The organism is Streptomyces sp. NPDC005962 (assembly GCF_040629205.1).
Classification (GTDB): domain Bacteria; phylum Actinomycetota; class Actinomycetes; order Streptomycetales; family Streptomycetaceae; genus Streptomyces.
Genome location: NZ_JBEXVE010000001.1, coordinates 605,025 through 627,322, shown reverse-complemented (window position 1 = coordinate 627,322; position 22,298 = coordinate 605,025). Strand labels below are relative to the sequence as shown.

Annotated in this window: 24 protein-coding genes and 1 pseudogene; 13 read left to right on the top strand and 12 right to left on the bottom strand. The window is 70.7% G+C overall.

Features of this window, described 5'->3' with window-relative positions:
• Nucleotides 1-57: 57 nt before the first annotated feature.
• The 4 genes from ABZ370_RS02960 to ABZ370_RS02945 all read left to right on the top strand — a co-directional run bounded on the left by ABZ370_RS02960 (nucleotide 58) and on the right by ABZ370_RS02945 (nucleotide 3,052).
• Entirely contained in the window at nucleotides 58-339 is a 282-nt protein-coding gene (locus tag ABZ370_RS02960; protein ID WP_358615466.1) for a DUF6415 family natural product biosynthesis protein, read from the top strand.
• 49 nt (nucleotides 340-388) lie between these two features.
• Nucleotides 389-700, top strand: a complete 312-nt coding sequence (locus ABZ370_RS02955; protein WP_358615464.1) for a hypothetical protein — start codon at nucleotides 389-391, stop codon at nucleotides 698-700.
• 315 nt (nucleotides 701-1,015) lie between these two features.
• A complete protein-coding gene (locus ABZ370_RS02950) occupies nucleotides 1,016-1,426 on the top strand; it encodes a hypothetical protein (protein ID WP_358615462.1) in 411 nt (136 codons plus the stop codon).
• A gap of 690 nt (nucleotides 1,427-2,116) precedes the next feature.
• The gene (locus tag ABZ370_RS02945; protein WP_358615460.1) at nucleotides 2,117-3,052 is read left to right on the top strand and encodes a pentapeptide repeat-containing protein; all 936 of its coding nucleotides are present in this window, start codon (nucleotides 2,117-2,119) and stop codon (nucleotides 3,050-3,052) included.
• 241 nt (nucleotides 3,053-3,293) lie between these two features.
• On the opposite strand, the gene ABZ370_RS02940 is transcribed toward ABZ370_RS02945, so the two are convergent.
• The 3 genes from ABZ370_RS02940 to ABZ370_RS02930 all read right to left on the bottom strand — a co-directional run bounded on the left by ABZ370_RS02940 (nucleotide 3,294) and on the right by ABZ370_RS02930 (nucleotide 5,977).
• A complete protein-coding gene (locus ABZ370_RS02940) occupies nucleotides 3,294-3,740 on the bottom strand; it encodes a nuclear transport factor 2 family protein (RefSeq protein WP_358615458.1) in 447 nt (148 codons plus the stop codon).
• Nucleotides 3,741-3,836: 96 nt separating this feature from the next.
• Nucleotides 3,837-5,312, bottom strand: coding sequence for a CoA transferase (locus ABZ370_RS02935; RefSeq protein ID WP_358615456.1), 1,476 nt, complete (start codon nucleotides 5,310-5,312; stop codon nucleotides 3,837-3,839).
• Nucleotides 5,309-5,977, bottom strand: a complete 669-nt coding sequence (locus tag ABZ370_RS02930; protein WP_358615454.1) for a TetR/AcrR family transcriptional regulator C-terminal domain-containing protein — start codon at nucleotides 5,975-5,977, stop codon at nucleotides 5,309-5,311. The genes ABZ370_RS02935 and ABZ370_RS02930 overlap by 4 nt, the downstream gene beginning before the upstream one ends.
• Before the next feature lie 70 nt (nucleotides 5,978-6,047).
• Here ABZ370_RS02930 and ABZ370_RS02925 point away from each other — a divergent pair, with 70 nt between their 5' ends.
• The gene (locus tag ABZ370_RS02925; RefSeq protein WP_358615452.1) at nucleotides 6,048-7,556 is read left to right on the top strand and encodes an FAD-dependent monooxygenase; all 1,509 of its coding nucleotides are present in this window, start codon (nucleotides 6,048-6,050) and stop codon (nucleotides 7,554-7,556) included.
• Between the two features lie 159 nt (nucleotides 7,557-7,715).
• Entirely contained in the window at nucleotides 7,716-8,585 is an 870-nt protein-coding gene (locus ABZ370_RS02920; RefSeq protein WP_358615450.1) for a D-alanyl-D-alanine carboxypeptidase, read from the top strand.
• An 82-nt stretch (nucleotides 8,586-8,667) separates the two neighbouring features.
• Here the strand turns inward: ABZ370_RS02920 and ABZ370_RS02915 are convergent, their stop codons facing one another.
• Genes ABZ370_RS02915 through ABZ370_RS02900 form a run of 4 tightly spaced genes read right to left on the bottom strand, consistent with a single transcriptional unit; the run spans nucleotide 8,668 to nucleotide 12,484 of the window.
• Nucleotides 8,668-9,705 carry an L-idonate 5-dehydrogenase gene (locus tag ABZ370_RS02915; protein ID WP_358616062.1) on the bottom strand — a complete coding sequence of 346 codons (1,038 nt, stop codon included), beginning with the start codon at nucleotides 9,703-9,705 and terminating at the stop codon, nucleotides 8,668-8,670.
• Between the two features lie 32 nt (nucleotides 9,706-9,737).
• On the bottom strand, nucleotides 9,738-10,508 hold the full coding sequence (locus tag ABZ370_RS02910; RefSeq protein ID WP_358615448.1) for an SDR family oxidoreductase: 771 nt from the start codon (nucleotides 10,506-10,508) through the stop codon (nucleotides 9,738-9,740).
• A 46-nt stretch (nucleotides 10,509-10,554) separates the two neighbouring features.
• Complete coding sequence (locus ABZ370_RS02905; RefSeq protein WP_358615446.1) at nucleotides 10,555-11,952, bottom strand: gluconate:H+ symporter; 1,398 nt, start codon at nucleotides 11,950-11,952, stop codon at nucleotides 10,555-10,557.
• A gap of 22 nt (nucleotides 11,953-11,974) precedes the next feature.
• Entirely contained in the window at nucleotides 11,975-12,484 is a 510-nt protein-coding gene (locus ABZ370_RS02900; RefSeq protein WP_358615444.1) for a gluconokinase, read from the bottom strand.
• 164 nt (nucleotides 12,485-12,648) lie between these two features.
• Here ABZ370_RS02900 and ABZ370_RS02895 point away from each other — a divergent pair, with 164 nt between their 5' ends.
• Entirely contained in the window at nucleotides 12,649-13,398 is a 750-nt protein-coding gene (locus tag ABZ370_RS02895; RefSeq protein ID WP_358615442.1) for an FCD domain-containing protein, read from the top strand.
• 33 nt (nucleotides 13,399-13,431) lie between these two features.
• On the opposite strand, the gene ABZ370_RS02890 is transcribed toward ABZ370_RS02895, so the two are convergent.
• Nucleotides 13,432-14,451 carry an NAD(P)-dependent alcohol dehydrogenase gene (locus ABZ370_RS02890; RefSeq protein ID WP_358615440.1) on the bottom strand — a complete coding sequence of 340 codons (1,020 nt, stop codon included), beginning with the start codon at nucleotides 14,449-14,451 and terminating at the stop codon, nucleotides 13,432-13,434.
• A 99-nt stretch (nucleotides 14,452-14,550) separates the two neighbouring features.
• Here ABZ370_RS02890 and ABZ370_RS02885 point away from each other — a divergent pair, with 99 nt between their 5' ends.
• Nucleotides 14,551-15,138 (top strand): TetR family transcriptional regulator, encoded by a 588-nt coding sequence (locus tag ABZ370_RS02885; RefSeq protein ID WP_358615438.1) that lies wholly within the window; start codon nucleotides 14,551-14,553, stop codon nucleotides 15,136-15,138.
• Here the strand turns inward: ABZ370_RS02885 and ABZ370_RS02880 are convergent.
• On the bottom strand, nucleotides 15,128-15,541 hold the full coding sequence (locus ABZ370_RS02880; RefSeq protein WP_358615436.1) for a VOC family protein: 414 nt from the start codon (nucleotides 15,539-15,541) through the stop codon (nucleotides 15,128-15,130). The genes ABZ370_RS02885 and ABZ370_RS02880 overlap by 11 nt on opposite strands.
• A 74-nt stretch (nucleotides 15,542-15,615) precedes the next feature.
• Nucleotides 15,616-15,801 (bottom strand): annotated as a pseudogene (locus ABZ370_RS02875) (aldo/keto reductase); the annotation flags it as partial.
• Nucleotides 15,802-16,185: 384 nt separating this feature from the next.
• Between ABZ370_RS02875 and ABZ370_RS02870 the strand changes: the two are divergent.
• From ABZ370_RS02870 to ABZ370_RS02850, 5 genes are all read left to right on the top strand, one after another.
• Nucleotides 16,186-16,701, top strand: a complete 516-nt coding sequence (locus ABZ370_RS02870) for a helix-turn-helix domain-containing protein (RefSeq protein WP_358616060.1) — start codon at nucleotides 16,186-16,188, stop codon at nucleotides 16,699-16,701.
• A 66-nt stretch (nucleotides 16,702-16,767) separates the two neighbouring features.
• Nucleotides 16,768-17,532 carry a dienelactone hydrolase family protein gene (locus ABZ370_RS02865; RefSeq protein WP_358615434.1) on the top strand — a complete coding sequence of 255 codons (765 nt, stop codon included), beginning with the start codon at nucleotides 16,768-16,770 and terminating at the stop codon, nucleotides 17,530-17,532.
• 94 nt (nucleotides 17,533-17,626) lie between these two features.
• Nucleotides 17,627-17,983: an STAS domain-containing protein gene (locus ABZ370_RS02860; RefSeq protein WP_358615432.1), complete on the top strand. Its 357-nt coding sequence runs from the start codon at nucleotides 17,627-17,629 to the stop codon at nucleotides 17,981-17,983.
• On the top strand, nucleotides 17,983-18,897 hold the full coding sequence (locus ABZ370_RS02855) for a sensor histidine kinase (RefSeq protein ID WP_358615430.1): 915 nt from the start codon (nucleotides 17,983-17,985) through the stop codon (nucleotides 18,895-18,897). The genes ABZ370_RS02860 and ABZ370_RS02855 overlap by 1 nt, the downstream gene beginning before the upstream one ends.
• 118 nt (nucleotides 18,898-19,015) lie before the next feature.
• Nucleotides 19,016-19,927, top strand: coding sequence for an NADP-dependent oxidoreductase (locus ABZ370_RS02850; RefSeq protein WP_358615428.1), 912 nt, complete (start codon nucleotides 19,016-19,018; stop codon nucleotides 19,925-19,927).
• Between the two features lie 89 nt (nucleotides 19,928-20,016).
• On the opposite strand, the gene ABZ370_RS02845 is transcribed toward ABZ370_RS02850, so the two are convergent.
• Together ABZ370_RS02845 and ABZ370_RS02840 are read right to left on the bottom strand one after the other, a co-directional pair.
• A complete protein-coding gene (locus ABZ370_RS02845; protein WP_358615426.1) occupies nucleotides 20,017-21,099 on the bottom strand; it encodes a hypothetical protein in 1,083 nt (360 codons plus the stop codon).
• 215 nt (nucleotides 21,100-21,314) lie between these two features.
• Nucleotides 21,315-22,226 carry an NAD(P)-binding domain-containing protein gene (locus tag ABZ370_RS02840; protein ID WP_358615424.1) on the bottom strand — a complete coding sequence of 304 codons (912 nt, stop codon included), beginning with the start codon at nucleotides 22,224-22,226 and terminating at the stop codon, nucleotides 21,315-21,317.
• Between the last annotated feature and the right edge of the window lie 72 nt (nucleotides 22,227-22,298).

Sequence of the window (22,298 nt, the reverse complement as noted above, 5' to 3'; positions counted from 1 at the left end):
GTGCACAGATCTGCACATCGCTGGAGATGCCATACGCCGCATTCCTAGCGTCGAGGCATGGCCCCTTCTACCACTCGTCCGCCGACCAGCGAAGAGCGGGACTGGCACCCCCTCGACCTGCAGACGATGCGCGCCAACACGCGCCGTCTGCTCGCCGAAGGCGCCCAACTCCTCTCCATGGAGGAGGTGGAGACGCTCACCCTCCGGCTGTGCGGGCACATCATGGTCGCCGTCCCCGAAATCGAGCAGATGGCCGCCCAACTCCCCGGGGCACGCCCAGCGGCCCGCTCGGCTGAGATTCCCCAGCAGCTTCGAGCAACGTCGTTGAGCAGGCATTGATTCGCTCCATAACGACTCCGTCACTCACTTTTGCGGGGAGCTGCGTGCCATGAAGATCACCGAGGAACACATCGACGCCATGCGTTCCGCGCGCCACCGGGCGGCTGGCGCAGAGGCAAGGGCGGTCGCCGAATTACTCCGCGAGGCGTTGGGCCGCCTCGGCTTCACTCCCGACGTGGCCGTACCTCACGGCGTTAAGAACGAGGACCTGTTCTGGCCGGTCCTGCGGGGCGAGGTGACGGTCTCGGGACACCCGATGGTCGCCCTGGGCCGAATCCCGCTCGACAGCGCCAACCGCCTCGCGGACATCCTCATGCGCGCCGCGCTGGAAGAGCAGACCAAGAAGGCCGCCACAAGCTGAGCGGCCCCCTCTGAAGACCCCCCGTTCCGGCTGGACCGGAGCCCTGGCAGGTCGAGCCCAGCGCGGAACGGGTGCACGTGCACGACGGCGCGAGGAGAGCCCCCGCGTCGAGAGCACCGAGAGGAATCATCCCGATGCGCTTACGCGGATTCAAGGCCGTCGTACCCCGACAGGACCCGGAGGACGACGGGCCGACCGAGGGCGGGCAGCAGGGCGGCTGCGGTGACGGCCAGGGCTGCGGCCGTCAGTAGCAGGTGAGACAAGGGCCGGCCCCCACCTCGAGTGGGGGCCGCTCTTCACCGAGAGAGCGAGCACATGCACCACCACGGCTACACCTGGCTCGGGTCCGCCCACGACTTACTCAAAGACGGCCCCCGGCACCCACCGCACCCCCAATTCACCTCCAGCAAAGTCGTCCCCCTCGAACTGGCCCATTGGCTCCTCAAACCCGCATCCTTCATCCACGGCACCTGGACCGAACCACAAGAAGCAGCACAATGGTTCGCCGGGCAAGCACGAGCTTCCACAGCATCCTTCGCATCGGAACACGACCGCGACACCAACCGCCTCGCCAACGCGGTCAGCCGCGCGGCCGACCGGGTCGCCGGTGGCGAGGACGTGGTCGGCGGCTGGTATATGACGGGCCAACGATTCCTGTCCGTATGCCTGATCGCATGCAGCCCGCACCGCACGCGGCCGGACATTCCTTGCCCTCAGGCCGTCTAGGGCGCACATTGCCCGATGATTCTCGACGCAGGGACGCAGTTGAAGCGGCTCCCCGAGATGAGCGAATCGTTGATTACTTGGGCGACCATCACCTTGATGACGAGGCGTCTGACCTGCCGCAGGGGCCTTCCGCAGGCATACCGAGGTGCCGGTCGGGTGACCGACTCGGGGAAGAGAAAGGGCGCTGAGGTGCCAGCGCCGGAGACGGCTGCGGCTGCGGCTGCGGCTGCGGCTGCGGCTGCGGCTGCGGCTGCGGCTGGTTGTCCACGAGTTCCTCCAAGGGGTCATCGGAAAAGTCCTCCCGTCCCTGACAAGTCGGGGGCAGGGTGACCTTGGAGGGGAACCGGGGTTGTACCGCAAGTCCTCCACCGCTTGGCCAGGCCAACCCACTCACGCTCAGAGGCTCCCACTGAGGGTAAAACCCGGAACTCCTGCGGCCGCTCCTGCGGCAGCGGTCGAATGACCCCCATGCCATACCGACGCAGCCAACAACTCCGCCGGGCCGGCGAGCGAGCCTCGCGGGGGCGCCGCTCTCCTGCTGCAGCTCGTCGCCTGCCAGCCGTACCGCCGGCCCGCACACCGGCGACAGCCCGGTACAGGCAGCCGGCCGGTCCGGAACGGGGCCCGCGGCCGGGAACGCCGCAGCAGGGCGGGCTGGACTGGGCCCGGCGCATTGAACTGGCCGCCGTCGTGCTCGGTGTTCTCCTGTCGTCGTTCATCGCGGCGGCCGGTATCTGGTACTCCAACGATCAGGTCAGCCAGGAGATGGGGATCGCTCAGGAAGGGCAGATCACCGACCGGTACACCAAGGCCGTGGAGAATCTCGGCGACGACACCGTGGACGTCCGCCTCGGCGGCATCTACGCCTTGCAGCGCATCATGGAGGACTCCCCGCGCGATCACCCCACAATCTCCGATGTTCTGGCCGCCTTCGTGCGCACCCACGCAGGCAGACCACCGAAGAAGGACGCCGGGTTACCGGCCGACCTGCGCGCCGCAGCGACGGTTCTCGCCTACCGGAACCACACCGGAGACAAGGGCTTCATCCTCGATCTGCGCAGCACCCATCTGCCCGGCATAGAACTCCAACGCCGTGGCTCGGCGGAAGGAGCGGGTACGCGCATCGGGTCCGTCGCGTACCTGAACCATGCAAATCTCTGGCACACGGACCTGTCGGGGGCGATCCTTACCGACGCGAGGATATCGAATGCAAACCTGGACGACGCAAACCTGACCGGAGCGGACCTGCGCAATGCGGACCTACACAAAACAACGCTGAACAAGGCGGACCTGCACTACGCGGGCCTGATCAACGCGGACCTGCGCAACGCGGGCCTGACCGCCGCGAACCTGATCTACGCCAACCTGCGTGGGGCGGACCTGCGCAACACCTATCTGACCGACGCGGACCTGCGCTACGCGAGCCTGATCAGAGCAGACCTGCGCAACGCGAACCTGGACGGCGCGAACCTGGACGGCGTGGACCTGCGCGGGGCGAATCTGACCGGCGTGAATTTGCTTCAGGCGCACCTGTCCCCGGACACCAGACTTCCCCCTTCTCTGGCCAGAGATCCGGCCATCAAAGCGAGGATTGCCGAGTACAAAAAGACTGGCAAGGATCACTGAACAGGTCCCGCCCACGCGCGGCTGGCTGGTCCGGGAGATCGCGTCGACGCGGACACGGCCGCCCTGCGCGCCTGGGCCCGGGACTGGTGCGACGACCTCACCCGGCGCCTGCACGAACACCCCACCGACGACTGACAAGTCGCGGTACCCGGCCCCGTGAAAAGGGCCGCGTGGGGAGGCGCTGCGCCCAGTGCGCCGAGCGAGTGGTTGCGACCAGCCGCTCACGGCACCGCAGCGGGCCTTACTCGGCGCGCCCGGCGTCGAAGGCCTGGGCGACGGCGAGGCTGTCTTCGTAGACGTGGTGTCGCGTGATCAGGCCGTCCTCGACCGTGAGGTGCAGGGCGAACCGGGCGCGGTAGGCACGCCCGGTGGCGCGGGCGGTCTGGCGGATTTCGCCCAGGACGACCGAGTCATCGCCGTCGATGAAGATGCGCTCGATCTCAGTGGCCGCCTGCCCGGGCACATGGTGCTCGGCCAGCTCGCGGTAGTGGGCGGAGGCGTCGGCGCGGGTGGAGCGGTGGCGTATCCACGGGGTGGCCGTGCGGCCGTGCTCGGCCTCCGGCCAGGCCAGCTTCCAGTCGCCCCGCTCGGCGTACAGCTCCGCGATGCGCTCGGGGTCGCCTTCGCCGATCCGGCGCAGCAACTCCTCCACCACGGCGCGGGTGGTCGCACATGTCGTTGACGACAAGACGGATCACTCCGATCTGGAACCCGCGCCGTGCTGACGCGGAGAGAGCAGCATTGTTACCGGCACCGGATGGGCCTGCGATTACCTCGCGGGTCATCAGACCCATGTCGGGGCGTCGGTGCCCCACGGGCCGGGTGGGCGGGACCAGTCCCGGGGGGCGTCGGGGTACGCGATCGGCGGGAGGGCGTAGTGGAGGTGGCCGGTTGGGGAGGGGCGCTCGGTGAGGTGGCGCTCCGGGGCGTACGTCCCGGGGCCCGGCGGGGTGGGGGTGATGCCGTGGAGGAGCCAGGACGCCGTTCCGGCCAGGGAGAACCGGAGGTGGCGGGCGCCGCCGCCGTCGGCGCGGTCGGTCAGGGCGCGGAGCACCGCGGCGGCGAGGAGGTAGCCGGTGCCGTGGTCGAGGGCCTGGGCGGGGAGGGCTCCGGGGCGGCCGTCGGCGGAGGCCTCGGTCAGGGCGATGCCGGTCCCGGCCTGCACCAGGCTGTCGAAGCCGCGCCGGGCGGCCCACGGGCCGGTCCAGCCCCAGGCGTTGAGCTGGGCGACGATCAGGCCGGGGTGGTGGGTGAGGAAGCGGTCGAGGGCGCCGGGGCGGTAGGCGGTGACCACGACGTCGGCTTGGGCGAGGAGTTCGTCGAACGTCCGGCGGTCGTGGGGGTCGGCGAGGTCGAGGCGGGTCGAGCGCTTGCCGAAGCCGGTGTCGGCGTGGGCGTCGGGGTCCTCGGGGAGGTGCGGGGAGTCGACGCGCAGGACGTCCGCGCCCAGCAGCGCCAGCGTGCGGGTGGCGACGGGACCGGCGATGACCCGGGTCAGGTCCAGAACGCGGACGCCTGCGGCGGGCGCGGAGGCGAGTGCGCCGAAGGGGTGCGCCTCTGCCGGAAGCGAGCGCGCGCGCAGGTCTGCGCGGCTCCTGTCGGGGTGCGGCTCAGCCGTGCGCGGCGGCTGGGCACCATCGACCGTCGGCAGGGGCTTCCGCAGGGGCTGAACGGGGTCCGGGCAACGCCACGCGCCGGCGCCCTCGTTCCCTGCCTCCCAGGACTCCACCAACGGGACGGTACGGAGGGGGAGTTCGCCGGGCGGTACGACCGCCACCGCCAGCGCGTCCGCCGCGTACGCCGTCTCCTGGATCTCCCGGGCCGGGCGCTGCGCCAGCTCGGCGGCGAGCGTGTCCGGCTCGGCGTGTTCCGGCAGGCCCAACGCGGTCAGCAACCGGGCTCGGTGGTGGGGGTAGTTGGCGTGGGTGCGTACCCAGCCGTCGGCCGCGCGCCAGAACCCGGACAGCGGGGCGAAGGAGGTCGGGCGGCGGCCGTCGACGCGCAGGTGGCGTTCGCTGATGAACGCCGTGGCGACCGCGCCCTCGTCCACCCGTACGGCGGGGATCGCACCGCCGCCGCGCCGCGCGGCCAGTTCGGCGGCGGCCAGCGAGCAGACGCCCACGGTGGCCCGGGCCAGTTGCCGTACCGGCAGCCGGGCGGGGAGCACCTCACCCGCCGGGGTGTACGTGATCCGATCGGCGAGCGCGGGGGCGCCGCCGAGGGCCGTCCAGGCGTGGGCAGTCGCGGAGTCGGTCGTCATGGGGTCATTGTGCTGCCGGGCCGAGCCGGGCCCAAGGTGGCCTCGATGCCCGCCACGATCGTGCGCAGCGCCTCCTCGAAGCGGGCCTCGTAGTCCTCGAAGAGGTCCGCGCCGACGGCCGCGGTGAGCGGGTAGTCGGGGCCGATGAGGGCGGTCCGCTCGGCGACGTCGTACCCGGGCGCCCGCTCCCCCGGCAGCGGCTCGACGGCCTGCTCCTCGATCACGAAGCCGAGGGTGAAGGTGTACGCGAGGAACGAGGCGCGGGCCGCGGCGCCCGGGGTGAAGCCCGCGTCCACGAAGGCGCGCAGCTGGGCCTCCATGGGGGCGGCGTGGGGCGTGCCGGTGAAGCGGGTGCCGCTGAAGACCTTCGCGCCGTCGCGGTAGCCGAGCAGGGCGCGGCGCAGGGTGCGCTGGGAGGCGATGAGGTGTTCCTGCCAGGTCGCACCGTCCAGCTGCGGCGCCCCCTCGGCCAGGCGCCGGAACATCGCGGTGGCCATCTCGTCCAGCAGCGCCTGCTTGTTCTTGAAGTGCCAGTAGAGGGCGGGCGCCTGGACGTTCAGCTCCTTGGCGATCCGGCGCAGCGTGAGCCCTTCGAGGCCCACCTCGTTGAGCAGCCGCAGCGCCGCCTCCACCACCTGGTCACGGTCCAGTCGCGTCGTCGCCATGGCGCTCATCCTCCCAGCTCAGTCCGGTCCCCCTTGACAACTTAACAACGTTAAGCGCATTCTCGGCCGCATGGAACTTAACAACGTTAAGGAAACGGGCGTGCTGATCATCGGGGCGGGTCCGGCCGGGCTCACCCTGGCCGTCGACCTGGCCCGGCGCGGTGTCGCGGCGCGGATCGTGGAGCGGGGCGAGCGGCTGTTCCCGGGGTCGCGCGGCAAGGGGCTCCAGCCGAGGACGCAGGAGGTCCTCGACGACCTCGGCGTCATGGACGCGGTCCGCGCGGCGGGCGGGCCGTATCCGCCGATGATGGGCTGGGAGGACGGTCGGCGGCTGGGCGCGTTCGAGATGATCGTCCGTACGGGCCCGACGCCGGGCACCCCGTACCACGACATCTGGATGCTCCCGCAGTGGCGGACCGCGGAGATCCTGTACGCGCGGCTGCTCGAACTCGGCGGCGAGGTCGAGTTCGGCGCGGCGTGCACCGCCCTGACGCGGGACGCGGACGGCGTCACCGCGCACCTCGCGTACGCCGACGGCTCGGCCGAAACCGTACGGGCCGCCTACGCGGTGGCCGCCGACGGCGGGCGCAGCACCGTCCGCAAGGCGCTCGGCATCGGCATGGCGGGCGAGTCCGTCGACCCGCTCCCCCGCCTGGTGGCGGACATAGAACTGACCGGCCTGGAGCGCGACCACTGGCATGTGTGGCAGCAGGCGAAGGGCGGCGGACTGTCACTGTGCCCGCTCGCCGGGACCGGTCTCTTCCAGATGCTGGCCCAGTACGACGACGCCGACGCCGTCCCCGATCCGGCCCCGGAGGCGGTGCGGCGGCTGATCGCCGAACGCTCGCATCTCGCCGCGTCAGACGTGGGCGAGGTGCGGTGGACCTCGACGTTCCGGGTCCGGGCGGCGATGGCGGAACGGTTCCGCGAGGGCCGGGTCTTCCTGGTGGGCGACGCGGCGCACATCCACTCCCCCGCGGGCGGCCAGGGGCTGAACACCAGCGTCCAGGACGCGTACAACCTCGGCTGGAAGCTGGGCGCGGTGCTGCGCGGCGGCGCCGATCCCGTACTGCTGGACAGCTACGAGGAGGAGCGGATGCCGGTCGCCGCCGGGGTGCTGGGCATCAGCACCCGCATCCACCGCGCCGGGATGGAGGGCAACGCGAAGGAGCCCCGGCGCACGGCGGAGGTGCACCAACTGGGGCTGACCTACCGCGGCACAGCCCTCGCGGTGGACCAACGGCGGGTGGACGAGAGCGCGCTGCGCGCGGGCGACCGCGCACCCGACGCCCCCTGTGCCCTCCCCGACGGCACCCCGTTCCGCCTCTTCGACGCCTTCCGCGGCCCGCAGGTGACAGTGCTCGCGCTGGGCGGCGCGGAACCGTCCGCCCCCGGCGGCGCGTCCGTGCGTACGTACCGTGTCGGCGGCCCGGCACCCGATCTGCTCGACCCGGACGGACACATCCGTGACGGGTACGCGGAGCGCGGCGTCTTCGTCATCCGGCCGGACGGACACGTCGGTTACGCGGCCCACGGCACGGATCAGATGGCGGGATATCTGACCAGGTTGGGCTCGTAAGACGATACGACGGGAAACCGCACAGCGGGTACGGATAACATCGCGGAGCGCACATCCATTGACCGCTCTCATGCGTCCCTGATCGACGGCTTTCCCTTCCGGACCGCCGCGCGCCCAAAGGGACATTGGAGTATTCATTTGAAAACCACCACCAAGCGCATGCGTCGCCTCTCCGCGCTGAGCGTCCTCGCCGCGGGGGCCGTGCTGTCCTCCGTGGCCGTGGCCCCGGCCCAGGCTGCCGCCGCCGCGCCCACGATCGCCGCCAAGGGCGGGTACGTGATGAACAACGGGACGGGCAAGGACCTTTACAAGAAGGCCGCCGACACCCGTCTCTCCACCGGCTCCACCACGAAGATCATGACCGCCCGGGTGGTGCTGGCCCAGAAGGGCCTCAACCTCAACACCAAGGTCACGGTCCAGAAGGCGTACAGCGACTACATCGTCGACAACAACTGGGCCTCCTCGGCCCGGCTGATCGTCGGCGACAAGGTCACCGTGCGCCAGCTGCTCTACGGGCTGATGCTGCCGTCCGGCTGTGACGCCGCGTACGCCCTGGCCGACAAGTTCGGCACCGGCTCGACGCGGGCCGCGCGGGTGAAGTCGTTCATCGGCAAGATGAACTCCACCGCCAAGAGCCTCGGCCTGAAGAACACCAGCTTCGACTCGTTCGACGGCATAGGGCATGGCAAGAACTACTCCACGCCGCGCGATCTGACGAAGCTCGCGAGCAGCGCGATGAAGTACTCCACCTTCCGCACGGTCGTGAAGACGAAGAAGACCACGCAGAAGACGGTCACCAAGAGCGGTGGCTCCCGCAACATGACGTGGGAGAACACCAACACGCTGCTCGGCACCTACTCGGGCGCCATCGGCGTGAAGACCGGTTCCGGCCCGGAGGCCAAGTACTGCCTGGTCTTCGCCGCCACCCGCAGCGGCAAGACGGTCATCGGTACCGTCCTCGCCTCCTCCTCGGTGGCCAACCGCACCGCGGACGCGAAGAAGCTGCTGAACTACGGCTTCACGAAGTAGTCACGCACGCATACGTCAGGGGCCTGCTCGCGAGCCACGCGAGCAGGCCCCTGTGTTATTGGTCAGGCCCAGGTCAGGCCGCTCAGGCCTCGAAGTCCAGCAGCACCTTGCAGGACTCGCGGCGGTCGGCCGCCTGGGCGAACGCCTCCTTCGCCTCCCGCACCGGCCGGACCCCGCTGATCAGGGCGTCGAACGACGGCTCCGTCGCCAGCAGCCGCAGCGCGTCGTCGAACTCCTCGTGGAAGCGGAACGCCCCGCGCAGGTCGATCTCACGGGCTACCAGGAGGTTCCCGGCGAACGGGCTCTGCCCGGGCGGCAGCATGCCGAGCTGGACGATCACCCCGCCGCGCCGCACCCGGTTCAGGCAGGTGTCGAGCCCGGCGGCCACGCCGGACGCCTCGATCGCGACGTCGATCCCGTCGGAGGAGGCGGGCCAGTTCGGGTCGTCCGGGTCGTCGGCCCGTACGCACGCCGTCGCACCGGCCGCCGCGGCGAACTCCAGAGCGCGGGGCAGCACATCGGTCGCCGTGATGGACGCCGCGCCCGCCGCCCGCGCGGCGGCGACGGCCAGGCAGCCGATCGGCCCGGAACCGGTGATCAGTACGTTGCGGCCCTTCAGATCGCCCGCGCGGCGCACCGCGTGGAGGGCGACGGACAGCGGTTCGGCGAGCGCCGCCCGGCGCGGCTCCAGCCCCTCGGGCAGGACCCGCAGCTGTCCGGCCGGAACGGCGATACGGGACGCGAAGCCGCCCTGTACGTGGGGGAAGCGCGCCGCGCTGCCCAGGTAGCGGGTGTCGCGGCAGATGTTGGCGCGGCCACCCGCGCACTCGGGGCACACCCCGCACGGCGTCGCCGGGTGCACGGCGACCGGGGTGCCGGGGGCGGGCCCGCTCGCGCCCTCGCCGTACGACACGACCGTGCCGACGACCTCGTGCCCCAGCACCATGGGCTGCTTCAGCCGGAAGTCGCCCACGCCACCGTGCGCGTGGTAGTGGAGATCCGACCCGCAGATCCCGCCGTACCGGATCGCCACCAGCGCCTGTCCGGGCGCCGCCTCCGGTTCGGGAAGTTCGTCGACCCGCAGATCTCCCTGCCCATGGATCACACAGCCCAGCACCATCCGCCCAGCCTCCTCGTTCACTTGCTTAGGTTTCACAGGACGCTCGTCATGCCGCCGTCGACGTACAGCACCTGTCCGCTGACGAAGTCGGCGGCGGGCGAGGCGAGATAGAGCAGCGCGCCGATCAGGTCCTCGGTGCGGCCCCAGCGGCCCGCCGGGGTCCGGCCGCGCACCCAGGTGCTGAACTTCTCGTCCTCGACGAGCGGCCGGGTCAGCTCGGTCTCGATGTAGCCGGGGCCGACCCCGTTGACCTGGATGCCGTACTGGCCCCAGTCGGCGCACATGCCCTTGGTGAGCATCTTCAGCGCGCCCTTGGTCGCCGAGTAGGGGGCGATGCCGGGGCGGACGACCTCGCTCTGCAGCGAGCAGATGTTGACGATCTTGCCGTGGCCGCGGACGGTCATACGCCGCGCGGTCTCCCGGCCCACCAGGAACGCGCTGGTCAGGTTGGTGTCCACGATCTGCCGCCAGGCCTCGTCGGTGAACTCCAGCAGCGGTGCGCGGTTCTGCATCCCGGCGTTGTTGACCAGGATGTCGAGCGGGCCGACCCGCTCCTCCACGTCGGCGATCCCGGCGGCGACGGCCGGGCCGTCGGTGACGTCGAAGGCGGCGGTGTGCACGCCCGCCGCCGCGCCGCCGAGCTCGGCCGCGGCCTTGTCCAGGGCCTGCTGGTCACGGCCGTTGAGGACCACCGTGCAGCCTGCCTCCACCAGCCCGCGGGCGAGCGCGTGGCCGATGCCCCGGCTGGAGCCGGTGACCAGCGCGGTGCGGCCCCCGATGTCGAAGAGCGGATGTGTCGTCATGACGTACGTATCCTTCCGGGCCTTCCGGGCCTCATGACCCCGGGCCTCATATGACCAGTGACAGCAGCAGGACGAAGCCGAGCGCGACGACCGAGATGATCGTCTCCATCACGGACCAGGTCCGCACCGTCTGCCCCACGCTCATCCCGAAGTACTCCTTGACCAGCCAGAATCCCGCGTCGTTGACATGGCTGAAGAAGAGCGATCCCGCGCCGATGGCCAGTACCAGCAGCGCCACGTGTGTGGTGGACATGTCCGCGGTGAGCGGCCCCATCAGCCCGGCGGCGGAGATCGTGGCCACGGTCGCCGAACCCGTCGCCAGCCGGATCGCGACGGCGATCAGCCAGGCGAGCAGCAGCGCGGAAACGTTCCAGTCCTTCGAGATGTCCATGATCATGTTGCCGACGCCGATGTCGATCAGCGTCTGCTTGAAGCCACCGCCCGCCGCGACGATCAGCAGGATTCCGGCGATCGGGGCGAGCGAGGTCTCCACGGTGGTGGAGATGCGGTCCCGGGTGAAGCCCGCCGCGCGGCCGAGGGTGAACATGCCCACGATCACCGCCGCCAGCAGCGCCACCAGGGGGTTGCCGATGACGTCGGCGACGCGCTGGACGGTGTTCGCCGGGTCGTCCACGGCGATGTCGACCAGCGCCTTGATGAGCATCAGCACGACCGGGAGCAGCACGGTGGACACGGTGGCGGCGAATCCGGGGCGCCGCTCCAGGTCCTCCGAGGGGCGCGTCGGAACCAGCCGGTCCGGCGGGGTGACATCGACCCAGCGGTCGGCGACGCGCGAGAAGACCGGGCCCGCGATGACGGCGGTCGGCACCGCGATGAGGACGCCGAGCATCAGGGTGACGCCCAGGTCGGCGTGGACCGCGTCGATCGCGGCGAGCGGGCCGGGGTGCGGCGGCACCAGGCCGTGCATCACGGACAGGCCCGCGAGCGCAGGAATGCCGATCCGCATCAGGGAGAGGTTGCCGCGCTTGGCGACCAGCAGCACCACCGGGATCATCAGCACCATGCCGACCTCGAAGAAGAGCGGCAGCCCGATGATCCCCGCGATGAGCACCATCGCCCACGGCATCATCCGGGTGCTCGACTTGGCGAGGATCGTGTCGACGATCTGGTCGGCGCCGCCGGAGTCGGCGAGCAGCTTGCCGAGGATCGCGCCGAGGGCGATCAGCACGCCGACGCCCGCGACGGTGTCGCCCAGCCCGCCGGAGAAGCTGGTGATGACCTTGTCGAGCGGCGCCCCCGCGACGGCGCCGAGCGCCAGCGAGCCGATCGTCAGCGACAGAAACGCGTGCAGCTTGGTCTTGGTGATGAGCAGGACGAGAACGGCTATGCCGACGAGGACGGCTATGCCCAGCTGTGCGTGACCGGCCGACGTGATCGGGTCGACGGTGTCCGCTGCCAGCATCTCGGCGCTGAGTCTGGTCACGGAGGGGTTCCTTACCTACGGGTTACTGGCGTTCGGCCCGCCGCAGCGCGGCGACGGCCTGCTCGGTGATGGTCTCGGGGCCGGGGGCGATGTCGACGGCCACGCCGTTCTCGTCCGGCTGGAGCGGCTCCAGGGTGGCGAGCTGCGAGTCGAGCATCGCGCCGGAGAAGAAGTGGCCCTTGCGCTCCTGCATCCGGTCGGCGATCAGCTTGCGCTCGCCGGTCAGATGCAGGAAGACGACACCGGGCTCGGCCGCGCGCAGCCGGTCCCGGTAGCTCCGCTTGAGCGCGGAGCAGCTGACCACACCGCCGTGAGCGATGTGGTCATGGGCCCACACGCCGATGGCGTCCAGCCACGGCCAGCGGTCCTCGTCGCCCAGCGGGGTACCGGCGGACATCTTGGCGATGTTGGCCGGCGGATGGAAGTCGTCGGCCTCGGCGTACGGCACACCGAGCGCCTCGGCCAGCAGCGGGCCGACCGTGGTCTTGCCCGTGCCGGACACTCCCATGACGACGACCAGGGGAGCTTGCATGTGGAAAACCTCGCTGTTCTGCTCCGGTGCTGTCTTCCTCGACTGTCGTTCTCGACCTCGGCACCGCTGGCAGCACACTCAACCCCACTGATACGACGTATTCAAGAGTTCGTGATGTAAAAGTCATACTTAAAAGCTGCGCGGCGGCCACGTAGTCTGACTCCATGGACAACCAGGGGCCCGGCCAGGGGCCCATTCAGGGGCCCGACCAGGGGCTCACCACAGGGCGGGGACTGCACGCTCGGCTGCTGTCCTCCCTCGGGCCCGCGATCACCGCGGGCGACTACCCGCCGGGCACCGTGCTGCGCACCGACGAGCTGGAGCGCCGCTTCGACGTCTCCCGGACCGTGGTCCGCGAGGCGGTGCGGGTCCTGGAATCCATGCACCTGGTGCGCTCCCGCCGCCGCGTCGGGGTGACCGTCCTCCCCCCGGACGAATGGGACGTCTTCAACCCGCAGGTCATCCGCTGGCGGCTGGCCGGACCCGACCGCCCCCGCCAGCTGCGCTCCCTGACCTCCCTGCGCTCGGCCATCGAACCGGCCGCCGCCGCCCTGGCCGCAGAGCACGCCACCGCCGCCCAGTGCGCCGAGCTGACCGAGCACGCGCTCAACATGGTCGCCACCTCCCGAGGCCAGCAGCTGCCCGCCTACCTCGTGCACGACGTCGCCTTCCACCGCACGATCCTGCGCGCGTCCGGCAACGAGATGTTCGCGCGCCTGGCCGACGTGGTCACCGAGGTCCTGGCGGGCCGCACCGAGCACCAGGTGATGTTCACCGACCCGGACCCGGAGGCGGTCACCCTCCACGTCCGGGTCGCCGAAGCGGTCCGCGCCGGGGACGCGGAGCGCGCCGAGCGCCACACCCGCGAGATCACCTTCGGCGCGCTGCGCGAGCTGGACATCCTGGCGCCGTAGGCCCCTGGCCTTGGCCCGTCGCGTGGCCGGACGTCAGAACTCCAGCACCGCGCGGTAGCGGGCCCGCCCGCCGCGTACGGCGTCGAGCGCCTCCTCGACGCGCGCCACCGGGTACGTCTCGACCTCCGCCCGGATGCCGTGCCGGGCCGCGAAGTCGAGCATCTGCCGCGTCTCCAGGGGCGTCCCCACGACGTCCCCGGCGAGGCGCTTCTCGCCCGGCAGCAAGGCCAGCGGATGCACGGTGACCGCGGATTCGGGCACGCCGACGACGCTGAGCGTGCCGCCCGGCCGCAGCGCCGCCAGGTACGCGTCCCACGGCAGGTCCGCCGGGACGGTCGACAGGACGAAGTCGAGCGATCCGGCAAGCCCCGCGAGCCCCTCACCCGCCGGGCCCGCCACGACGAACTCGTGCGCCCCGAACCGCCGGGCGTCGTCCGCCTTCGCGGCCGTCGCGGAAAGGGCCGTGACATGGCATCCCCACTTCGCGAGGAACTGGAGGGCGAGATGGCCCAGTCCGCCCACGCCGACCACCCCGACCCGGTCCGTGGGCCGCACTCCGTGCCGTACGAGCGCCGAGAACACCGTCGAACCGGCACACAGGAACGGGGCGGCCTGCTCGGACGGCAGGGCGTCGGGGAGGGGCTGGACGTACCGCCAGTCACCGGCGCGCACCTGGGTGGCGAACGCGCCGCCGTCGCCGCGTAGCACCAGGTCGTCCTTGTCCGGGCAGAGGTGCTGCCGCCCGCCGAGACACCACTCGCAGGCGAAGCACGCACCGGCTGTCGCCCCGACGCCGACCCGCTGCCCGACGGACAACCGGGTGCGGTCGACCGCGCTGCCCAGCGCCGCGATCACGCCGACCGCTTCGTGCCCGGCGACCAGCGGGTAGCGGGAGATGCCGTGCAGGTCGTCGATCATGTCGGTGTCGGTGTGGCAGACCCCGCAGTGGGTGACGGTGACGTCCACCTGGTGGGGGCCGAGGGGCGCGGGTTCGTACTCCCGCGCCCGCACCGGTCCTCGTGCTCGCTCCGCCGCGTACGCGCGTATGGCCATGGGGTGCCGCCTCTCCTCCATAAAACCAACTAGTTGGTTAGTTTGACGGTAGAGCAGTGCGCCGCGAAAAAACAACCAACCAGTTGGTAATCTGGCGCCATGTCCCCCGCGAAAGCCGACGCCACCCGCCGACGCCTGCTGGACGCCGCCACCGAGGACTTCGCCGCCCACGGCATCGCGGGCGCCCGCGTGGACCGCATCGCGGCCGCCGCGGGCGTCAACAAGGCCCAGCTGTATGCCTACTTCGGCGACAAGCTCGGCCTGTTCGAGGCGGTCTTCCGGCTGCACGCCGACGCCGTCGCCGACGCCGTCCCGTTCACCGCCACCGACCTCGCCGGATACGCCGTGCGGCTGTACGACGCGTTCCTCGCCCGCCCGGATCTCGTCCGCCTGGTGACCTGGGCGAAGCTGGAGGGCATCCACACCGGAAGCCTGGCGCCCGAAGCGCCCGCGGTCGCCGCCAAGCTGCGGGCGGTGTCCGAAGCGCAGCGGCAGGGCCGGGTCAGCGCCTCGACCGAGCCCCACGACATCCTCGCCCTGGTCAACGCCATGGCCCTGACCTGGTCCGCGGCGGGCCCCTCCACCACTGCGACCCGGGACGACCGCCCCGAGGAGCACGACCGGCGCCGCCGGGCGCTGTCGGAGGCGGTGCGCCGGTCGTTCGCTCCCGGCCCGGCTACGGCCTGACGTAGGGCCGGGTCATGATCTCCATGTTGTGGCCGTCCGGGTCCTCGAAGTAGGCGCCGCGGCCGCCGAAGAGCGTGTTGGTCCGCCCGGGTTCGGTGTGGTGGGGGTCGGCGTAGTAGTTGACGTCGACCGCCTCCAGCCGGGCGATCATGCCGTCGAACCGCCCCTCGGGCACGAGGAACGCGTAGTGCTGCGGCTGGATCGGTTCGTCGCGCTTCTCGTAGTAGTCGAGCGTGACACCGTTGCCCAGGTCGAGGGGGAGGAACGGCCCGAAGGGGGCCCCTACCTCCAGGCCCAGGACGGCGGCGAGGAACTCGGCCGACAGATGGCGGTCGTAGGCGGATATGACGGTGTGGTTCAGCTGGATGTCGTTCTGGCCCTCTTGGGCCGACCCGGAAGTCATCCGGCCGAACGTAGTGGCCACCACCGGGAACCTCAACAGGATTCCCGCGCCCGCCTGTTGCCGTCAGCTTGCCGTCAGCGGCGCCGCAGGGACGGGTCGAGCAGCGCGGGCGGGGTGTCGTGCTTCTCGTGCGGGGCGAGGTCGGTGCCGGGGGCCACGATGGCGTCGATCGCGTCGAGTACGTCGGCGGAGAGCACGGTATCGGCGGCGGCGAGCTGCGCGCGCAGGTGGTCCGGGGTGCGCGGGCCGACGAGGGCGGTGGCCTCGTCCTGGGTGGTGCGGCCGATCGCGCCGAAGTTCATCGCGCCGAGCGCGAGGGTGCTGACCTGTACGCCGGTGCGGCCCAGGGTGCGGTAGTGCATGACGGTGTTCCTCCGGTGACGGGCGAAGCGTGAGGGCGATGCGTGAGGGCGATGCGGCAGCTTGGGCCAAGGCTTGGTTGCCGGGCCCTGCTCTGACATCATGAGCAAACGGAACTTCGTTCCGTTTTGGCAAGGTCGGTCGGCGACGGAGGGAGCCGCGCGGTGAACGCGAGCGGCAGCGGCAGCAGCAACGGGAGCGGGAGCGGCAAGGGCGGCGGCAAGGACCGCGCGGGACGCGGAGCCCCGTCCCAGCGCAAGGACGCCCAGCGCAACAAGGAAACGCTGCTCGACGCGGCCGCCGCCGTCTTCGTCAGATCAGGCGTCGAGGCGCCGGTCCGCGACATCGCCGCCGAGGCGGGCGTCGGCATGGGCACGATCTACCGCCACTTCCCCACCCGGGCGGACCTCATCATCGCCGTCTACCGGCACCAGGTCGAAGCGTGCGCCGAGGCCGGTCCGGCCCTGCTGGCGTCCAGCGCGACGCCGCACGCCGCGCTGGGGCAATGGATCAACCGCTTCGTGGACTTCCTGGTCACCAAGCACGGCCTCGCCGCCGTGCTGCAGTCCGACAGCTCCGGCTTCGATACGCTGCACGCCTATTTCCTCGACCGCCTCGTACCCGTGTGCACCGAGCTGCTCGACGCCGCGGCCGCGTCCGGCGAGATCCGCACCGGCCTGGAGGCGTACGAGCTGATGCGTGGCGTCGGCAACCTCTGCATCGGCGCGGACAGCGACGCCCGCTACGACCCGCGCCACCTGGTCGACCTCCTCATCGCGGGCCTGCGCCACCCTCACTGATCCCCAGCACCCCGGCCGCCCTCATCCCTTGTGCACCGGTATCGGCCCACGGAAGGATGATCGGCCATGCCCACCAAGTCGCTGCACATACCCACCACGGACGGTCACGCCGACGCTTTCGCCGCATTCCCCGACCGGGGCGACCAGGGCGAGCAGGGCGAGCGGCACCCAGGGGTGCTGATGTACCCGGACGCCTTCGGCATCCGGCCCGTGCTGCGGGAGATGGCCCGCGAACTGGCCGGGCACGGGTACTACGTCCTCGTCCCCAACCCCTTCTACCGACACGGCCCGACACCCGTCGTCGAACTTCCCGAGTACATCGGCGAAGACGTCCGTCCCGCGCTCATCGGCCGCCTGATGCCCTTGATCGAGACGCACACCGACGACCGCGTCCTGAGCGACGCCGACGCCTACCTCAGGTTCCTCACCGCCCAGCCCGAGGTCGCCCCCGGACCGGTCGCGGTGACCGGCTACTGCATAGGCGGCCTCTACGCGCTGCGCACCGCCGCGGCCCATCCCGGCCAGGTGGCCGCCCTCGCCGAATTCCACGGCCCCGTGGTCGCCGACGGCCCCGACGGCCTGCACGGCCTCCTCTCCCGGCTCACCGCCGAGGTCCACCTCGGCCACGCCGAAACCGACCTGACCCCCGAGGCCCTCGACGAGCTCAACCAGGCGCTGAACGCCGCAGGTGTCGACCACACCTCCGAGATCTACCCCGGCACCGTCCACGGCTTCACCATGTCCGACACCGACGCCTTCAGCCCCACTGCCCTGAGACACCACTGGAACCGCCTCCTCCCCCTCCTGGCCCGGACCCTCACCAAGGGCTGAGGCTCAGGCCGCACTGGATCTTGGTGGGTCCCCTCCACCGCGCTACGGTGAAAATGGTGGTCCTCCGGCGTTCGAGGTCGGTGGAGGTGAGAACGTGGACGCCCCGGACCAGCCGGGCACACGGCCGGTCGCCGAAAAGAGAGTGAGCGCGCTGAAAATCCGCCCGCTCACGGGTCGGGCTGGAATACGCGTCTCCGGCGAGGTCACCCTGACCACCCGCGCCTCGTGGGAGCAGGCGCTGAAAGACGCCTTGCACGACGGATGTGGCGACGTGATGCTGGACTTGTCCGGGCTCACGTTCATCGATGTCGGCGGTGCGACCGCTCTGGTACTGGCCGCCCAGGACTTGGACGGCAGACGGCGCTTGGTCATCAAGGGGCCGCCGCCGACGCTGCGGCGCACATTGGCCGCCTTCTCGCCCGAATCGGCGGCGATCGAGGTGACGACGTGATGTGCGCGGCCGAGCCTTTCGCCCATCCGGCCTTGTTCTACCGAGGCATCCAGGAGTATGTGGCCGGGACGGTCCCGTTCATCGAGGAGGGTCTGGCCGCGGGCGAGCCGGTGGCGGTGGCCGTTCCCGCGAGGAACTTCGGGCCACTCCGTGCGGAGCTGGGCGCAAGCGCCGATCGGGTGCGGTTCACCGACATGAGCCGGGCAGGGCGGAACCCGGGGCGGATCATTCCCGAGGTGTTGCGGGCGTTCGCCGACGCGTATCCCGCCGAGCGGGTACGGATCATCGGTGAGCCGATCTGGCCCGCCCGTACACCAGCCGAGTATCCGGCCTGCGTCCAGCACGAGGCACTGGTCAACAAGGCCTTCCGCGGCCGGAATGTCACCATCCTGTGCCCCTACGACGCCGCACGGCTCAACGCCGGATGGCTTGCCGACGCGTACACCACACATCCCGTTGTCGTCGTCGACGGCAGGGAGCAGCGCAGTACGACCTACGACGCCGACCGCGCTGTCTCGGCCTTCAATGAACTCCTCGTGCCACCACCATGGGCCGTCGTATTCACATTTGACATCGCCCGTCTGTCCGGCGCGCGGGACCTCGCCGTCGAGTTGGCCAAGCGCCTCGGTCTGACATGTGAGCGATTGGACGACTTCTCGCTCGCCGTCACCGAGTTGACCACCAACAGCGTGCAGCACGGCGGTGGCTCGGGCACCGTATCGGTCTGGGGCGACGGCACGCAGATCGTGTGCGAGGTGAGAGACCGAGGATGGCTGCGAGACCCGCTGGCAGGCCGTCGCCCGCCACGGTGCGACAAGCCCGGAGGCCGGGGCCTGCTGATGGTTCACAACCTCGCCGATCTCGTCCGCATCCACACCGGCCCCGAGGGCACGACCGTCCGCTTCTGCATGTGACTGCTTGCAACTGACGCCGATGTCAGCTTTTAGCGTGGTGGGCGTCGGCGCTCGCCGAACATTCACCCCACTGATCTCACGAACGGCCGGTTCAGGCCGCGTGGAAAGGCGGAATGTCATGCGCGCAGTCCGATATCACGAGTACGGCGGCGTGGAGACCCTTGTGGTCGAGCAGGCGCCGGACCCGCGTCCCGGGCCCGGCGAGATCCGCATCCGTGTCGCGGCGGCCGGCGTCAATCCCGTCGACTGGAAGGTGCGTTCCGGTGCGGTGCACGAGGTGCTCCCCGTGGACCTGCCCGCGATTCCCGGGCGTGATGCCGTCGGTGTGGTCGACGAGACCGGTGAGGGCGTGCAGGGCGTGAGCATCGGCGACCGTGTCTTCGGGCTGGGCGGCGTCACGGGCGCGACAGCGGAGCTGGCCGTGCTCTCGGCCTGGGCCCCCGCACCCACCACGTGGACCGACGAGGAGGCCGCCGGCGCCGGTCTGGCATCCGTGACCGCGATGGGCGGGCTGAAGGCGCTCGGCCCCCTGAAGGGGCGCACCCTTCTCATCGAGGGCGCCGCCGGAGGCGTGGGCAGCGCCGCGGTCGAGATCGCGGTGGCTCAGGGCGCCACCGTGATCGGTACGGCCAGTGAACGCAACCACGAGTTCCTCACCTCCCTCGGAGCCGTTCCCACCACCTACGGCACCGGCCTCGCGGAGCGCCTCGCCACCCTGGCTCCGGACGGTGTCGACATCGCGCTCGACACCGCGGCCTCGGGCTCCCTGCCCGACCTCGTCGCGATCGTGGGCGACCCTGCTCGCGTGTCGACGATCGCCGACTACGCCAACGCGCATCGCCTGGGTGTGCGTCTGGCCAACGCGGAGAACGACTCCACGCTCCTCGCCGAAGCGAGCGAACTCGGTCGGCAAGGCCGCTACACGCCGCGCATCGAGCGGACCTACCCGCTCGAACGGATCGCGGAAGCGCACGCACACGCCGAGCGCGGACACACGCGGGGGAAGATCGTGGTCCGCGTCTCCGAATAGCACCAGAAAGAGCCGGATCAGATCCAAGTCTGTTCCCACCGCTCCGTGTGCCCGTGAGCGGTGGGAACAGACCCTGGGACCGCGGAGGACTACTGTCCGGGGACGCCGAGCGAGTGCCAGGCCGACCAGTCGGTGTCGTTACCGGCGGTGTTCTGCCAGGCGCACCGGATGGCGCCGTCGCCGAAGAGGGCGAAGACCTCCAGGCGGCCATCGGCGTTCGAGGCGGCCACCGGGTCGCCGATCACGAGCGGGCTGCCGGTGTAGAGCGATGCCCAACTGGACGACCAGCGGCCGTCGGGGGCGGGGTTGGTCTGCCACTTGTGCTCGATGGTGCCGCCGTCCTGGCGGGTGAAAACCTCCAGCCGTCCATCGGTGTTCACGCCGACGGCAGGGGTGCCCACCGGGTTGTCGCCGCCGAGCGATTTCCAGCCCGGGGCCCATCCATTGCTGGGCTTGGTCTGCCAGATGTGCTCGACGAAGCCGTTCGGGCCGAGGACGAAGACCTCCTGCTGGCCGGAGGTGTTCAGGACGGCCGTCGGGTCGTCCTGCGGGGTGCCGCCGAGTTCGCCGGAGGCCCATCCGTCGACGTGGGGGCGCTGATAAGCGTGCAGAACGGTGAGTACCCCGTTCTGGTCGTCGTAGCCTCGGACGAAAGCCTCCAGCCGGCCATCGGCGTCCTGTATAACCGCCATGTCGCCCATCACGTCGTCGACGAAGAGGGCCTTCCAGTAGGGCTCCCATCCGTTGTTCGGGGCGGTCTGCCAGATGTGCTGGACGGAACCGTTCGTGGCGCGGACGAAAACCTCCAGTCGGCCATCGAAGTTCCTGGCGACGACCGGGTTGCCCGCCGGGGACGGGCTGTCGCGGAGCGATTCCCAGCGCGACCACGAGGTGCCGTGGGGGGTGTTCTGCCAGGCGTGCTGGATATTGCCGTCCGGGGTGCGGATGAACGCCTCCAGCCGGGCATCGAGGTTCATGGCCACGACCGGGTCACCCTCCAGGCTGCCGCCGAGCGACTGCCACCCCGACCATTCGTTGCGGCTGGGGGCCGTCTGCCAGTTGTGCCGAAGGGTGCCGTCGGAAGCGCGCGCGAAGACCTCCAGCGCGTCGTTCGTGTTCAGGGCGACCCAGGAGAAGGGGGACACGTACCGGACGCTGCTCACCGTAGCCATGGCAATCCCTGACCTCTCTGGTGACGTGGTGACGTGGTGACCGTCTGCCATCCGCATAGCAACAGGGGTGACGCACAGCAACAGGCGTGACCAGATCCTCCAAAGGCCCTTTTGCGACGATACGCGCCCTACGGCCCCTCCGCGCGGCCAGAGCCGGACCCGCGCCGATGCCCGGCAGACCCGCGCCGATGCCCGGCGGAGTGGCCCGCGCGGGGTCAGCGCGGGTCGCGTATGCCGTCGATGATGCGGGTCCAGTGGTCACCACCGTGTCCGTCTTCGATCGCCCGCCGATAATGCGCCTGGACGGCTTCGGGGAGAGCGAGGCCGAGGCCGAGCGATGCGCTGGTTTCCACGATGTGGTCGGACGTCGCGCCCATCATCGTGACGGTGCTGAGGCCGCCCGGATGCTCCCCGGCGTCCAGCGCGGCGCCGGGAGTCCCCTCGCCCGCCCTCACGATGGCGCCGACCGAGTCGGCCAGGGCGAGCAGTTCCGGCAGTACCTCCTGGGCTTTCATCCCCGCGCCGCCCAGCATCGCCGTCGCGTGCATCAGCCCGGAGAGGGCGGTGAGGAACACCGCGAGCGCGGCTTGATACATCATCTGGGCGAGGCCCGGGTCCTCACCCAGGTACTTCGGCGTGCCGAGCGGCGTCAACGCCGCCTGGTGACGCCGCATCACCTCGTCGGGGCCGCTGTAGTAGACGTAGGACGCCTCCGTGCCGACCATCGGCGCCGGGACCATGACACCGCCGGTGAGGAAGGCGGCGTCGTGGCCCGCCGCCCAGGCGGCTGCCGCGCGGGTCCGGTCGGGAGTGTCCGAGCTGAGGTTGACCAGCGTCCGGCCCGCGAGCGATCCGGGGACGCTTCCGCTGCCCAGGATGTCGTACATCGCCTGGTAGTCGGTGAGGCTGAGGATCACCAGATCGCTCGCCTCGACCGCCTCGGCCGGTGTGGCCGCGAGCGTGGCGCCGTCGGCGACGACTCCGTCCGCTCGGCCGGCGGTGCGGTTCCAGACGGTGACCGGGTGGCGGGCGGCCAGGAAGGTACGGGCCATGGCCTGGCCCATCGGCCCGAGCCCGATAACGGTGACGGCGGGAGTGACGGTGGGGGTGCTGTGTTGTTCGTTCACCCCTCCATGCTTGGAGGGCACGGCTAATCTCGGAAGTACCCACTAAATACTGCGGTACTTACCTTTTCGTAA